Below are 15176 nucleotides of genomic sequence, written 5' to 3'. Positions count from 1 at the left end.
CTACTTTTGCGTTAATTGTTGGTAGGCTGCACGTGCAGAGGCCTTTTCAGCATTTTTTAATGAGCTACCATTACCAGTTGTTAAAACTTTTCCTTCAACCTCAACTGCAACTGTAAAGCGTTGTTGATTATGTTCATCGAGTTCTGATTGACTAAGTTTTTGATATTTAATCTGAACTGCTCCATTTTTTTGTAACAATTCTTGTAATTTACTTTTATAATCAATAAATTGATCATAAAAACCTGTTTGAATTTTGTTAAACATATGTTGTGTCAAAAAGGCAGTGACAACATCAGCACCTTGATCAAGATACAGAGCTCCAATAAAAGCTTCCCATACATCTTCTAACAGTGAATCACGATTGCGGGCACCATTTAGTTCCTCACCATGTCCTAAAAGAATGTACTCATTAAATGATAATTCTTTAGCTAACAACGCAAAGGAGCGTGTTTGGACCATCGCAATCCGTAATTCAGTTAATTGACCTTCATCCCACGATGGATAATTTTTATATAGATATTGCGCGGTTTGCAATTGCATAACCGCATCCCCTAAAAACTCGAGCCGTTGATAATCACGGCCTTTAAATTTTGGATGTTCGTTTAAATAATTTCCTTGGGTAAAGGCTTCAACTAATAAACTTTGGTTGTTGAACCGAATTCCAAATTGTTTTTCTAATTGTGTGTGTAATTTATCTAACACGTCCTTATTCCTCCCATAGTAGGCAATAAAAATGCATACAAATGCCATATTAAATTATAACATTAATTAAGCTTGTATTTCTTGTTAATTGCGTAGTTACTTGGGATAATCCAGCCTATCAGACATTTTTTTAGTAAAAAAGGATTAGTTAACGACCGACAGTCATTAACTAATCCTTTTATTGTAATTTAAGCTGTAATACCTTTTTTATCGGCAATGTAATCGACCGTACTTTGTAAAGTAACTAACTTTTCCGCATCTTCATCTGGAATTTCAACATCAAAGTGATCTTCTAAATCTAATACCAATTCTACAAAGTCAATTGAATCTGCATCAATATCATTCAAAAAATTCAATGATGGGTTAATTTTATCTGCACTTAAGCTAAATTGTTCCATAATTGAAGCACTAATAGTGTTGTAAATATCTTGTTTAGTCATTTGATTATCCTTTATCTTCTTCAGTTGTAGTAGCCTTAATTACATCGGCATGATTAGCAATGTAATCTTGAATTGCTGGTACTAGTCCATTTTGCACCATCGTATGAATTTGTGCAAATGTATTGGCAACTTCTTGTTCTTTAGCTGAACCGTGGGTCTTAACAACTGGTGCGTTTACCCCTAGTAAAACTGCCCCACCAGCTTTAGTATAATCCATTTTATCACGCATTCCACGTAAAGCATCTTTAATTAATAAGCCCCCAAGCTTGGCTTTAACACCACCACCAAGGATTGACTCTTTTAACAAGTTAATAATCGTCAAGGCCGTACCTTCAATGGCTTTTAAAGCGGTGTTCCCATTTGAACCATCGGTAACAACCACATCAGCGGCTCCGTTAAGGAGTTCCCGGGCTTCAACGTTACCAATGTAGTTCAATTTAGGTGCTTTATTCAAAAGTTGCCAAGCTTCTTTATGAACTTCGTCACCTTTATCTTCTTCAGTTCCTAAATTCAAAAGACCGACGCGAGGGTTTTCAAAGCCAAGCACTTTTTCAGCATAGAAATCACCTAAGAAACCATATTGGTAGAGGTGGGCGGCTTTTGATTCGGCATTGGCACCCATATCCATCATCACAAATGAATCATGGGGGCCACTAACTGATGGTAAAACAGTCGCTAAGGCTGGCCGATCAATTCCTTTAATCCGACCAACAATAAAAATCCCAGCAGCCAAAATCGCCCCAGTATTACCGGCGGAGAAAAATGCATCCGCCTCACCATTTTTAACAGCATTTGCAGCTAACACCATTGATGAATTCTTTTTACGTCGAATAGCTCGAACGGGTTCTTCACCCATTTCAATCATATCGTCAGTATGCTGAATGGTTACTCGCGTATCATCTTTTAAGACTGCTTTGATTTTTGCTTCATCCCCAAATAAAATAAATTCAATATCACTAAATTGATCACGAGATTTTTCAACCCCTTTAACAATTTCCAAGGGGGCGTAATCGCCACCCATCGCATCAACTGCAATTTTCATCGTCTTCTCTTCTCCATTTAACCAGCACTAATCTAAGTTACGATAGCGTGCCATTCTGTTTGATAAATATTGTACCAAAGCTGCGTTCGTTTGAACACTGTCCCAGTTAGGTTGGGTAATAATTGTAATTGCTTCTTGTTGGGCAATTTCTAACATCTTTAAATCAGCGACCGGATCGCCAACTTTAAAATCAGGCATTCCTGATTGCTTTTGACCTAAAATATCCCCTTGACCACGTAACTCTAAATCTTTTTGCGCTAAGACAAAACCATTCGTTGTTTTGGTCATAATATCCATTCGATCCTTACCATATTGGGTTTTAGGATCTGCTAGTAGTAACGTATATGATTGTTTATCACCCCGACCTACGCGGCCACGTAATTGGTGTAGTTGCGCAAGGCCAAAGCGATCGGCATCCAAAATCAACATTACCGTTGCATTTGGTACATCAACCCCCACTTCAATCACGGTCGTGGCGACTAAGACTTGAAATTCATTAGCCTTAAATTTTTGCATCACAGCATCTTTTTCATCATTTTTCATTCGCCCATGCAATAAGCCCACTTTGATGTTAGGCGCTAAAAAATCAGCTAATTCTTCATAAATAGCGGTAGCATTTTGAACATCAAGAGCTTCCGATTCTTCAATCAACGGTGTGACAATATAAGCTTGAGCACCGGCTTTAATTTCCTGACGCATAAAAGCGATTGCTTGGTCATACGCATCCGTCTTTAACCACCGAGTTTCAATTGGTTTTCGACCAGCTGGTAACTGGTCAATAATTGAAACATCCATCTCACCGTAAGCGGTAATCGCCAATGTCCGGGGGATTGGGGTGGCCGTCATCGCTAGAATGTCGGGATTCATCCCTTTTTCACGTAGCACGGCCCGTTGTTTAACACCAAAGCGATGTTGTTCATCAATAATTGCTAAACCAAGATTATGAAACTCAATTCCATCCTGAATTAACGCATGCGTTCCAATAATCATATCAATTTCACCACTAACTAAATCGGCTAACACTTGCCGACGAGCGGCAGCTTTGGTCGCACCAGTCAATAATTCAACCCGGATGTCTGGAATTGTCGCAAAAAACTTACCAAAACTCTTAGCATGTTGCTGCGCTAATATTTCAGTCGGGGCCATAATTGCAGTTTGCATACCTGCTGTCGCAGCAGCATATGCTTCAATAGCCGCAACAACGGTTTTCCCTGAACCAACATCCCCTTGAAGTAAGCGATTCATGTGAATTGGCCTTTTCATATCAAACGCAATCTCATTAACGACCTTTTTTTGGGCAGCTGTTAATTCAAATGGGAGTGTCTTAATAAATGCTTGAATTAATTGATTATCAAATTCAATACTTCGCCCATGATTCTTAGTATCCGCCATTTTAACTAGTTGCAAATTCATCTGAAATAAGAAAAATTCTTCAAAAGCAGCTGTCCGACGAGCAGCATGGGCAGCCGGCATATCAGCTGGAAAATGCATATCACGAATCATCGTTTGCCGATTAAGTAACCGATATTTTTGCCGTAATGGTTGCGGTACTAAGTCATCAATTAATTGGTGATATTTTCCGTACGCTTGTTCAATTAAGCTATGAATGGTCTTAGCTTGCACCGCTTTTGAGGCTGGATAAATCCCAGCCAAACTATCAGCTTCTTGTTGAATGACTTTCATGGCAGCTAAACTTTGATGAATCGCATCGTATGTACCATAGACGGCAATCTCACTTTCAAGTTTAATTTTTTCTTTTAACCATGGTTGATTAAAAAAACTAACTTTTACATTTTCATAACCAATTAAAATATTAAAAGTTAACCGGGATTTTTTATACCCCATCCGAACCATAACCGGCTCAGATGAAACAATCCCTTTAAAAGTTACTTTTTCACCATCTTGGGTTGCTGTTGGAACTTTAGCAGCTAAATCATCGTAACGAAAAGGAAAATATTCCAATAAATCGGCAATGGTAAAGATTCCCAAGGCGTTTAATGCTTGGGCCCGTTTTTCACCGACTCCACTTAAAACAGTAATATTATCTTCAAGGGATGGGGCTATTTTTGCTGACTCACTCATCAATTTTCCTCCGGTCTATTAGTATATTCATTATACCAAACGAACATGCGTTTGCGGCACGAACTTCATGTCGCATACTAAAAAGATCTTTACTATCGAAACGATAGCAAAGATCTTAAATATATCCTTATTCAACTGCTACCAAGAATGGGTAAACAGGTTGACCACCTTGATGAATTTCTACTTCAAGATCTTCATCAATTTCTGCAATTGCTGCGGCGAATGTTTCTGCATCAGCTTCGGTTGCATCGGCACCGTATAAAATTGTAATAATTTCTGAATCTTCATCGAGCATTTTTTGCACCATTTGGATGCTTGCTGCTTGTAAATCAGCTGCCGCGATTTGTAACTTACCATCAATGATACCAATGAAATCACCTTCATGGATTTCAAGACCATCAATTGTTGTTTCACGAACTGCTGTCGTTACTTGACCAGAAGTAACCGTCAACTTGTTCTCTTCCATTGCCGCAACATTAGTATCCAAATCATTCATTGGATTATATGCAAACAATGCCGTCAAACCTTGTTGTAATGTTTTAGTGTGTACCACTTGAACTGGTATTTCAGCAACTTCAACTGCTTGTTCAGCTGCCATGAAAATATTACCATTATTTGGCAAAATAATTACTTGCTTAGCACCACTTGCTTCAACAGCAGCTAGAATATCAGCGGTTGAAGGATTATTGGTTTGACCACCATCAATAATGCCCGTTGCCCCTGATGCTAAGTAAAGCTCAGATAATCCTTCTCCGGCTGAGACCGCTAAAATAGCAGTTTCAGGCGCTTCCTTTGCTGCTTGTGCTTCTTTGGCATCTTCAGTATGTTGTGCATCAATAACTGCTTGTTGTTGGTCACGCATGTTATCAACTTTAACTTTCACTAATGAACCATAGTGTGTACCCCATGAAATAACAGCACCTGGATCTTCAGTATGCACGTGAATCTTCACAATTTCATCATCATTGATGACTAATAATGAATCACCTAATCCAGCTAAATATGCATAGAATTCATCATAATCAAAAGTATGATCAAACGTTGTTCCCTTACCAATTTGCACCATCACTTCGGTACAGTAACCATATTCAATATCGGCTGGATCGAGTTGTGCTTGGGCCCCAGCGTGTAAGCCTTTGACCATTTCTTCTAATTCAGCGTTATCAGGTATTTGAATATCACTTGCTGCAATTTCACCTGATAATGCTTCGTAAAACGCTTGAAGCACAAATGCTAAACCTTGACCACCTGAATCAACAACCCCAACTTCTTTGAGCACTGGTAGTAAATCAGGTGTTGAAGCTAATGCCTTTTCTGAGGCTTCAACAGTTTGACTCATCACTAAAACAGCATCATCTGAATGCTTAGCCGCTTGATTAGCTGCACTGGCAGCTTCACGAATAACGGTCAAAATAGTTCCTTCTGTTGGCTTCATAACGGCTTTATATGCAGTTTCGGCTCCTGACATCAAGGCATCTGCCAAATCACGAGCAGTCAACGTTGCTTTACCATCAACAGATTTAGCAAATCCCCGGAAAATTTGTGACAAAATAACCCCAGAGTTACCACGGGCACCCATCAACAATCCTTTAGCTGTCGCTTGCGCTAAAGCACCAACCGTTGTATCAACGGCGTCACGTTCGTACTGTGCACCACTATTCATTGAAAGTGACATGTTAGTTCCAGTATCACCGTCTGGCACAGGGAACACGTTTAATTTATTAATTTTTTCGGCATTCTCGGTCAATTTTTGTGCGGCAGCATTAACCATTGACCCGAACTCGATATTCGTAATCTTTGTTACAACTTCCAAACTCTTATCCTCCTAGAGGGTAAACGAATATTAATCAGCTAATACTCGCACTCCTTGTACAATTACATTAACTTCATTTGCGGCAATCCCAAGCATTGCATTCAAATTATATTTAACTTTTGCTTGAACACTCTTTGAAACTTCTGAGATTTTGGTACCATAACCAACAACAATATAAACATCAACTGAGATGCCATTTGTTTCTTGGCGAACGACCACGCCGCGTGTATAATCAGCACGCTTCAAGATTTGGTTAAACCCATCACGCAAGGCTTTTTTTGAAGCCATCCCAACAACACCGTATTGTTCGGTTGCAGAACCTCCAACAACTGTTGCAATTACATCATTGTTGATATCAATTGTACCGTGTTGTGACTTAATTTTTACCGCCATCTGAATTCCTCCTCAGTTAGCTCGTGCTAATATTAATTTCTTGATATTAACCGCTTAGCATCTAATTTTTCTTTTATTGTATATCTACTAAATTTTACCACATTCTTGAAAAATCGACTAACGCACGTTTAGAAAATATACATCGATTGCAACTTTTTTGCAACAAAAAAGCCACCAAGATGGTGGCCAATTGCTAAAACATTATTAAACACGTTCGATTGAACCGTTCTTCAAACCAGCCTTCAAAGTACGTGCTGAAAGGTAAACCTTCTTAGGAGCTGCTCCGTTAATACGAACAGTAACCTTTTGTAAGTTTGGCTTCCAACTACGTGTGCTTGAGTTAAGGGCGTGTGAACGTTTGTTACCGAAGCGAGTACGCTTACCAGTAATTGCATCAACTGCCATGAGTATAACCCTCCTTGTCTATTCTATCGATTTTAGAAATCTAATTTATTAAATTTCATTACTGGATAATATTATCAGACCTAGCGGCACATTGCAATAAAAAAGTGTAAAGTAAAATAACTTTACAGCTATTTTTAGTACAACAATCCGATTGTATCCGCGTCATGCCGATATTTAAGCACCATTAATTTAAAATATTATTTATTAAAAAATTTTTTGAACATCTTGGCATTGCATTACTAACATAATCCCACTATCAAATTTAAAGTGATTAACATCGCTCGTAAATTCATTAGACGTCCATGCTTTAGGCGCAACTGAACTCCAATTCGTCAATGGGTATAGTTCATCAATCAAAGTTAAATTTTCGACCGGCGTCAAATTCATAAAAGCTAAATATTTTTTACCTGCTTCTTTGATTATTGCATGTTCACCTGGTAAGTAAAATCTTAGTGTATTACCATTATCGACCATCCGAACTCGCTCAACAATCGTTGCAAAGCGCGGTTCAGTTACTGTCCAAACATTAGCCAAAAAATGATCAATGCGGCCACCAGTTGCCCCATAGACAAAAATTTCAGTGGCATCAAATTCATCCATAGCAATTGTTAATGCCAATTGGGTATCTGTATCATCTTTTTCTGGTCGTGCAACACGAATGTCGGCTAGTTGCTTGGCCACTAGTGCTTTTTCATCGCCACTAATTGAGTCAAAATCCCCAATTGCAACTAACGGCTTAATGCCATGTTCCATTAAGCGTAGTGCCCCGCGATCAACCCCTAGCCATTCACCTGGAATGTTACCTTCTACTAGCTCCTGCGGCCACAAATCAATTGGTCCGCCAACCAAAATATTTAATCGTTGCATATCGCTATTCCTCCCCATCCTACACTAGCAAAATCATGCAGAACCGATAAAATTAATTCCAAACTATTCACAAAATGGCCAGGAAAATCAATTTCCCAGCCATTCTAGCGTAAATTTCAAAAAAGTGAGACTCTGAAACACAGCACTATGTCACAGAGTCTTATCTTTTAGCTTAACTTATTTTGTTAAGTCTTTCATTGCTGCAATCTTAGCTGCTGGATCCACTTTATCATAAACATATGAACCGGCCACAGCAACCGTAGCACCAGCATCATAAGCGGCTTTAACCGTATCACCATTAACACCACCATCGATTTCAATATCAAAATCAAGACCCATTTCAGCTTTAATAGCTGCCAATTGCTTAATCTTATCAATTGATTCTGGCAAGAACTTTTGACCACCAAAACCAGGATTAACTGTCATAATCAACACTTGATCAACCATGTGAAGAACTGGTTTGATCAATTCAACCGCTGTCCCTGGATTAATAACAACTTCAGCTTTAACCCCTTTGGCTTTAATCATTTGTAAAGCACGGTGAATGTGTGGTGTCGCTTCGTAGTGTACACCAATAATATCTGAACCCGCATCTGCAAATTCATTGATGTAACGTTCTGGGTTTACCACCATCAAGTGAACATCCAAAACCATGTTAGTAACGGGCTTTAATGCTTTAACCCATGCGGCACCGTAAGAGATTGAAGGCACAAACATACCATCCATCACATCGATGTGCACGTATTCAGCACCAGCTTTTTCAACGAGTTCAACATCCCGTTGTAAGTTGACGTAATCGGCAGAGAGAATTGAAGGTGCTACTTTGATTGACATAAGAAAGACTCCTATTTATTTTTTATTTTTGCGATAATCTGGTTTTTGGTTAACAATCAAATCATAAAAGGCCCGATAGTTATCGTAACGTGATTGCATAAATTCACCCTGTTCAAGGCCATCTTTAACGGCACAACCAGGTTCGTTAATGTGCACACAGCCTCGGAAGCGACAACTTGCACTAGCTTCTAAAAATTCTGGAAAGAAGTGACTTAGTTCATTAGCAGGCATTTTAAAGACTTCATATGATGAAAATCCAGGCGTATCTGCAACTAACCCACCGTTAATTTCATGCAATCCCACCATCCGTGTTGTGTGGCGCCCACGACTAAGGGCTTGTGAAATTTCACCCGTTGCTAAATTCAAATCCGGTAAAATATGGTTTAATAAAGTACTCTTACCGGCCCCAGTTTGCCCCATAAAGACGGATAAATGATTAGTAAATTCAGCACTTAATTCGGCTAATGCTGTTGGTGCAAACGCATCATCTGGTACCAAAGTCTGATACCCAATCTTACGATAACCATCAGCAACTGTGCGTAAATGCGCCAATTGTTCATCAGATAATAAATCAGTCTTTGTGAAGTAAATAACTGGTTCAATATTCATTTCTTCAACCGCAACTAATTGGCGATCAAGTAAATTATCTGAAAAATCAGGTTCAGCAGCAGCCGTTACAACAATCGCACGATCAATGTTGGCAACTGGTGGCCGAACGAGACTATTCTTACGTGAATGCACTTCAAGAATATAGCCTTCTTCTTGATTATCACTTTGGAAATCAACAAAATCACCAACTAATGGTGTAATACCACGCTTTCGAAAATTTCCACGTGCTCGCGTCCGATAAATCGTCCCGTCACTAGTTGCGACATCGTAATATCCCGCTAATAATTGTCGAATCTGTCCTGTTGCCAAATACTTGCCCCCTTTAAGGTGTTTGATTATTAATACATCCTTTATTGTACTTTAAATAGCCCTAAATTTCTAGCAATCCCCATAAAATCAACATACTTAATCGTGTTCATACAAACGTAAAAAGGCTGGAAGAATTTTTCTTCCAGCCTTTTATAGTTACCGATATACCGGCCTGTATAATCAACTACTCAGCAATTAGCCAAGGAGTGCTTTAACTGTTTCGTTAACGATTTTTCCGTCAGCTTTACCTTTAACTTTAGGCATCAAAGCACCCATTACTTTACCAAAATCAGCTTTTGATGTTGCACCAACTTCTGCAATTGTATCAGCAACAACTTGCTTAATTTCAGCTTCTGACATTTGTGCAGGCATGTACTTAGCAACAACCGCAATTTCAGCTTCAAGTTGGGCAACTAAGTCTTCACGACCAGCGGCTTTAAATTCCGCCATTGAATCCCGGCGTTGCTTCATTTCACGTGCGATGATTGTCAATTCTTCTTCATCATCTAAATCATGACCAGCATTAATTTGTTCATTTTGAATTGCTGATTTAAGCATCCGAACAGTTGATAAAGTTTCTTTATCCTTTGCCTTCATTGCTGTTTTCATGTCTTCTGTTAATTGTGCTAACACGCTCATTATGCCACCTCTATTTTTTAATTATTACTCTCAGTTTAGACTAAAATATTATGATTAGCAAGCATCTAGAAAGCGCCACCACCACTACTTGCACCACCGCCACCAGATGACATACCTCCACCTAAACCACCATTACTACTTGAACCACTACTTGCAAGCGTAGAGCCAACATACGCATTATTGGTATTCATCGCGTTAAAAGCAATATACATCGGTATCAGGTTATCGTTATTTGTGACGTTCTCACTTGGGACATATTTCGCAAGGGCGTGCATAACTTCGGTCCCAGCACCTAGAATAACAGCATACCCCATATAACGGTCCCATAAAGTAACATCTGGGACTTGTTTAATATCAAATTCACCAACATTTTTCAACATTGATCCAAAATCAAACCAATCTTGAGCAGTTCGCCAATCGTCAATTTTGTAAATCATCGAACGCCGACAAGCGTAGATAATTAATCCGATTGCGACAATACTATAAATTGCTAAAAGCGCAATCGTTTGGCTATTAACCTGCATAGCAACACTTAATAGGATTACTCCCAAGTAAGTGATCGCACCAATTGTTGCTAAAGTTGCTCCAAAACCTTTCATATTACGATAGAATGAATCTGCACGCTTATCAATAAGTTGATAAGCCTTGCCATCACTATACATGGTATTAGTTAATTTATTAAAATATTTACTATACCGTTTTACAACTGCGCTATGCGGCCGTTTGAAATCTTTGACAGCAATTGTGCTACTTTCATTACTACGATAATCATCACCAAATAAAATTTGTAAAACTAATAATTCAAACGGTAATAATTGATCATCAACCTTAATGAGGGTAAATTCTAAAGCATCACTGATTTTACGTGCATGACCGAATAAACCCGTTGCTTCTTTTTGACTAACTTGTAAATAATGGCGGGCAGTCAAATCCATCATCGTTGCATTAAAAGCTTCATTAACATCAAATTTGAAAGCATAAAGTTGACTAGCAACAATTGCCGGTGGTAATTGGCTGGGCAATTCATAATTATGCAATGTAACATAATTCCCAAGTGCTTTATTACGGTGCTTAACCCAATATTGACGGGCATAGATAGCACAAACAAGCCCAAGAATCACTAAAATACTAGCTATCCATTGAATAATATTAGTCGTTTTACGTGCAGCAGCGGACTTGTTTGCAATTGCTGCTTCAACTGCTTTAAACTTTGGTAGTTGCGTTTGGCTAATCTGTGGCGCTTGCGCAAGTGTTTGTTGATCAAAATAACTATGCAATTCAACTGATTGACCAGCTTTTATAGCCGGACTTGTTAACTTGTATACACCTTTAGCCGCATTACCAATAAATTTAGCATCACTATTGGTATGTGTATATGTACCAAATAAATGCTGTTGTGCTTGTGGTAAATTGACCGTAATTGCGACATTATTTAAATCAACATCCCAATTTTCACCAATCACAAAATTATTTAATTCACCAATATCACGATAACGTTTAGCAAAATTGGCTAAACGATATTGAACATCAAGTTGATAAGTTTGCCCAGCTTTAATTGGGTAGTGGATTTTATAAGTTTGTGAAGCATCGGCATTAACAATTTCTAATCCTTGATTACCACCAACATACTTGTCGATTGCTTGATTATTAACTTTAGCTGTAACCGGGCCATTAACTTGTAGGCCCTTTTCCAAGCCTTGCTTAATTAAAAAACCATGCATGGCATCGTCAAATTTATAAGTCAACTGATAATTTAGTTCCGCACTCCCATCAGTTTGGACATTAATTTGTTCATTAAAGTGTGTAATTTCATAATTATCATCTGCATGAACTGGTTTCATATGAAACACAAATATGCTTAAAATCATGCTCAATAATATTAAGTATCTTTTTTTCATAACCCACTCCTCATTCTTTCCTATCATTATCATACCTAATTTTCCGGTATTCGTCACAAATTATCCTTATATTCGCTGATTAAATTGGTACATCACTAACTTCAATAAATAATAAAAGCAGCCTAGAAAATAATACATTCCAAGCTGCTCTTATATATGACATAAAAATATTGTTAGTTCAAAAGCTATTAATTACAACTATTTCAACGTGACAATTGTCGCTCCATCACCACCAGCATTGGCGTTAGCATAATTAAATGACTTAACCCGTGGGTGAGAACGTAGTAATTCTTGGACCCCTTTACGGAGGGCGCCGGTCCCTTTACCGTGGATGATTTCAATTGTTCCAAGATTACTTAAAACCGCACTATCGATATAACGATCAACTTCACCCATTGCAGCATCATAGCGTTTACCGCGTAAATCAAGTGACGCACTAATTCGTTGTCGCACGCCACCTTTAACTGTTGCCCGTTGTTTAGGTGCTGCTTTAGACTTAGCTTCTTTGGGTAAGTTTTGCTTTTCAAGATCTTCGGTTTCAACCACCATCTTCAAAATTCCCATTTGGACTTGCCAAGCATCTGCTCCATGTTTTTTCAATAAGACCCCTTGTTGGCCATATGATTTAACTAAGACATCATCGCCTTCTTTAAATTCATGTTTCCGTTTTTCACGCGCCAACACTTTGTTTTTCTTAAGATCAACGTCTTGGTGCAATGAATTAATCGCACCTTTTTGCGCAATCAACTCATTTTCTTTAACATTTTGTCCGGCATTAAGTTGCATTTTACGTAAATCGCTAATAATTTTATCAGCCCGTTTCTTAGTGTCCGCCACAATATGGTTGGCTTCCTTTTTGGCATCAATTAATTCACGATCTTTGGCCCGTTCAAACTTATCTTGTTGCGTTTCCAACGTTGCGGCCCGTTCATTAGCTTGGGCTAATTGCTCATCAAGTTCGGCCACTTTGGCAATAACTTCTTGGCGTTTAGCGACTAAATCGGCAATCATTTCGTTTAAGTCTTGTGAATCTTGACTTGTTAATGAGCGTGCTTCATCAATGATACTTTGATCAAGACCTAGGCGTTTTGAAATTTCTAACGCATTTGAACGACCTGGTACCCCCAACATAAAGCGATATGTTGGCTTTAATGATTCCACGTCAAATTCCATTGAGGCGTTAATCGTTTGTGCGCGATTAAAGCCGTACGCTTTTAATTCAGGATAGTGGGTCGTTGCAACCACATAACTGCCTTTTTCACCAAGTGCATCTAAAATGGCAATCGCTAACGAAGCCCCTTCTTGCGGATCAGTCCCCGCTCCTAGTTCATCGACAATTACTAACGATTTGTCATCAGCATGTTTTAAAATATCAATGATATTGACCATGTGTGAACTAAATGTTGATAATGATTGTTCAATTGATTGTTCATCCCCAATATCAGCATAGATTTCATCAAAAATACCAACAGTTGAAAATTCATCAGCTGTGATATAAAGACCTGATTGGGCCATTGCTTGTAATGTCGCTAACGTTTTAATTGTAATGGTCTTACCACCGGTATTTGGTCCGGTAATAATAATCGCTTGGTAATCCTCACCAATAACAATATCATTAGCAACAACTTTATTTTGATCAATTAACGGGTGACGGGCTTGCCGTAAGTTTATATGGTTATCATCACTAACCAGTGGTTCCGTAGCTTTCATCGCATATGCGTGCATCGCTTTAGCGTTCACAAAATCAAAATGGCCTAAAATAACCGCATTATTCAAAATATCACTTGCCATTGGTCGAATTAACTCTGACAATTCGAGTAAGATTCGGTGTTCTTCATGTAATTCAGCAACTTGAGCTTGACGTAGGTGATTATTCATATCAACAACCGCTTGCGGTTCAATATACAAAGTTTGGCCTGTTTGCGATTGATCGTGCACAACACCACCAAATTTATTACGGTACTCAGCCTTTACCGGTAAAACATAGCGTTCATTACGCATTGTAATTAAAGCATCGGTTAAATAATCTGCTGATTTTCCGCGCGTATATTCCTGCATCTTTTGGCGAATTGCTTGTTCGGTTGTCGTAATTTTTTGCCGAATTTGCTTCAATTCAAACGATGCCTCATCCGTAATGCGACCATCTAGTTCAATAGCAGTATTTAGGCGACGAGTTACATCGGGTAAGGTAATAATTTTAGCTGCCAAATCGTACAAGCGTAATAGTTCTAAATTTTTATCATCCCGTAATTCATCAAAGAAATGCACCATACTACCTGATGCTTGTAATACGCGACTAACTTGGGCTAATTCCGTCCCACTCAAACTAGCGTCCATTTCTAAACGCTTCATGTGGGGTGTAATATTCATTAATTTGGGTAAAATAATCCCCCCAGCGACACGATAAATCAAAACCGCATCATGCGTGTCTGCCAACCACTTCCGCATTAAATCGGGATTATTGGTTGGTTGTAAGTTTGTTAATTCAGTTTGGCCAGCCTCAGACGTCAAGTAATTTGCTAACTGCGCCTTAACCTTTTCATATTCTAATGTTTCTAATACTCGTTTATTCACAATTTAACCCTTTCAATTAATCAAAGGCGAAAATTTCCATTTAACCACCATTGGTAGATGGTATTAGATAAAATCGGCGTTTGATCTAAAATTCTATTCAAAAATGGGGCAGCTACAAATTGCTGTTGCACCCATGCAATGTTCATCACTGATAATAGTTGTAACGTAAAGAAACAGATAATATACGTTAAAACTAAATTTAATATCCCACCTAACAAGGCATTAACTGTACTAACAATTGGGATTTTTTTTATAAAATGTAAACTTTTTAAAATTGAGTGAACAAAAAAACCACCAATTAAATAAATTACTGTAAACCCTAAACCAGCCCCTAAGAATTGTGTTCCTTGGTTAACTAATTGGTTAGGTGCTCCTGGACGAAATGCCACAAGCGCATCACCTAAAAAATTATTAATTATTATTCCTAAAGGATGCGCAAATAACAGTGCTACAACTCCTAAAATAAAGTACCCAATTACTCGGGCAATTGTATTGACTAAACCATACCGATATCCTTGCATAAATGCCAATACTAAAGCCAATCCAAATATAATTCCTAATATCATTAA

At 38.4% G+C, this 15176-nt stretch carries 14 protein-coding genes; all 14 read right to left on the bottom strand.

The genetic code is table 11. From position 1 onward, the window contains the following. The 14 genes from rnc to LQZ75_RS03405 all read right to left on the bottom strand — a co-directional run bounded on the left by rnc (position 1) and on the right by LQZ75_RS03405 (position 15173). Positions 1–750, bottom strand: coding sequence for a ribonuclease III (rnc, locus tag LQZ75_RS03470; RefSeq protein ID WP_284707353.1), 750 nt, complete (start codon positions 748–750; stop codon positions 1–3). 140 nt (positions 751–890) lie between these two features. Next, entirely contained in the window at positions 891–1142 is a 252-nt protein-coding gene (gene acpP / locus LQZ75_RS03465; protein ID WP_230096462.1) for an acyl carrier protein, read from the bottom strand. Between the two features lie 4 nt (positions 1143–1146). Then, positions 1147–2184, bottom strand: a complete 1038-nt coding sequence (plsX, locus tag LQZ75_RS03460; RefSeq protein ID WP_230096461.1) for a phosphate acyltransferase PlsX — start codon at positions 2182–2184, stop codon at positions 1147–1149. Between the two features lie 27 nt (positions 2185–2211). Further along, on the bottom strand, positions 2212–4266 hold the full coding sequence (recG, locus tag LQZ75_RS03455) for an ATP-dependent DNA helicase RecG (protein ID WP_230096460.1): 2055 nt from the start codon (positions 4264–4266) through the stop codon (positions 2212–2214). A gap of 127 nt (positions 4267–4393) precedes the next feature. Beyond that, on the bottom strand, positions 4394–6079 hold the full coding sequence (locus LQZ75_RS03450) for a DAK2 domain-containing protein (RefSeq protein ID WP_230096459.1): 1686 nt from the start codon (positions 6077–6079) through the stop codon (positions 4394–4396). A gap of 30 nt (positions 6080–6109) precedes the next feature. Further along, a complete protein-coding gene (locus LQZ75_RS03445) occupies positions 6110–6472 on the bottom strand; it encodes an Asp23/Gls24 family envelope stress response protein (protein WP_230096458.1) in 363 nt (120 codons plus the stop codon). Positions 6473–6676: 204 nt separating this feature from the next. Beyond that, positions 6677–6877 (bottom strand): 50S ribosomal protein L28, encoded by a 201-nt coding sequence (rpmB, locus tag LQZ75_RS03440; RefSeq protein ID WP_168722469.1) that lies wholly within the window; start codon positions 6875–6877, stop codon positions 6677–6679. Between the two features lie 204 nt (positions 6878–7081). Further along, positions 7082–7744 carry a thiamine diphosphokinase gene (locus tag LQZ75_RS03435; protein WP_230096457.1) on the bottom strand — a complete coding sequence of 221 codons (663 nt, stop codon included), beginning with the start codon at positions 7742–7744 and terminating at the stop codon, positions 7082–7084. Between the two features lie 177 nt (positions 7745–7921). Further along, the gene (gene rpe / locus LQZ75_RS03430; protein WP_230096456.1) at positions 7922–8578 is read right to left on the bottom strand and encodes a ribulose-phosphate 3-epimerase; all 657 of its coding nucleotides are present in this window, start codon (positions 8576–8578) and stop codon (positions 7922–7924) included. Positions 8579–8593: 15 nt separating this feature from the next. Beyond that, the gene (gene rsgA, locus LQZ75_RS03425) at positions 8594–9496 is read right to left on the bottom strand and encodes a ribosome small subunit-dependent GTPase A (RefSeq protein ID WP_230096455.1); all 903 of its coding nucleotides are present in this window, start codon (positions 9494–9496) and stop codon (positions 8594–8596) included. A gap of 195 nt (positions 9497–9691) precedes the next feature. Further along, positions 9692–10135, bottom strand: a complete 444-nt coding sequence (locus LQZ75_RS03420; RefSeq protein WP_230096454.1) for a GatB/YqeY domain-containing protein — start codon at positions 10133–10135, stop codon at positions 9692–9694. Positions 10136–10200: 65 nt separating this feature from the next. Next, positions 10201–12033 carry a DUF2207 domain-containing protein gene (locus LQZ75_RS03415; protein ID WP_230096453.1) on the bottom strand — a complete coding sequence of 611 codons (1833 nt, stop codon included), beginning with the start codon at positions 12031–12033 and terminating at the stop codon, positions 10201–10203. Between the two features lie 198 nt (positions 12034–12231). After that, positions 12232–14607 (bottom strand): endonuclease MutS2, encoded by a 2376-nt coding sequence (locus LQZ75_RS03410; RefSeq protein WP_230096452.1) that lies wholly within the window; start codon positions 14605–14607, stop codon positions 12232–12234. 20 nt (positions 14608–14627) lie between these two features. Beyond that, positions 14628–15173 (bottom strand): CvpA family protein, encoded by a 546-nt coding sequence (locus LQZ75_RS03405; RefSeq protein WP_230096451.1) that lies wholly within the window; start codon positions 15171–15173, stop codon positions 14628–14630. Between the last annotated feature and the right edge of the window lie 3 nt (positions 15174–15176).

Origin of the sequence: Periweissella fabaria (assembly GCF_918814575.1) — a bacterium.
Lineage (GTDB): Bacteria > Bacillota > Bacilli > Lactobacillales > Lactobacillaceae > Periweissella > Periweissella fabaria.
This window is presented reverse-complemented; position numbering and strand designations above follow the sequence as displayed.

Bases quoted from the DNA above. Each gene is read 5' to 3' on its own strand.
- rnc (WP_284707353.1), bottom strand. From the start codon at position 750: ATGGCATTTGTATGCATTTTTATTGCCTACTATGGGAGGAATAAGGAC.
- rpe (WP_230096456.1), bottom strand. From the start codon at position 8,578: ATGTCAATCAAAGTAGCACCTTCAATTCTCTCTGCCGATTACGTCAAC.
- rpmB (WP_168722469.1), bottom strand. From the start codon at position 6,877: ATGGCAGTTGATGCAATTACTGGTAAGCGTACTCGCTTCGGTAACAAA.
- acpP (WP_230096462.1), bottom strand. From the start codon at position 1,142: ATGACTAAACAAGATATTTACAACACTATTAGTGCTTCAATTATGGAA.
- plsX (WP_230096461.1), bottom strand. From the start codon at position 2,184: ATGAAAATTGCAGTTGATGCGATGGGTGGCGATTACGCCCCCTTGGAA.
- LQZ75_RS03420 (WP_230096454.1), bottom strand. From the start codon at position 10,135: ATGAGCGTGTTAGCACAATTAACAGAAGACATGAAAACAGCAATGAAG.
- LQZ75_RS03405 (WP_230096451.1), bottom strand. From the start codon at position 15,173: ATGATATTAGGAATTATATTTGGATTGGCTTTAGTATTGGCATTTATG.
- LQZ75_RS03435 (WP_230096457.1), bottom strand. From the start codon at position 7,744: ATGCAACGATTAAATATTTTGGTTGGCGGACCAATTGATTTGTGGCCG.
- recG (WP_230096460.1), bottom strand. From the start codon at position 4,266: ATGAGTGAGTCAGCAAAAATAGCCCCATCCCTTGAAGATAATATTACT.
- LQZ75_RS03415 (WP_230096453.1), bottom strand. From the start codon at position 12,033: ATGAAAAAAAGATACTTAATATTATTGAGCATGATTTTAAGCATATTT.
- LQZ75_RS03445 (WP_230096458.1), bottom strand. From the start codon at position 6,472: ATGGCGGTAAAAATTAAGTCACAACACGGTACAATTGATATCAACAAT.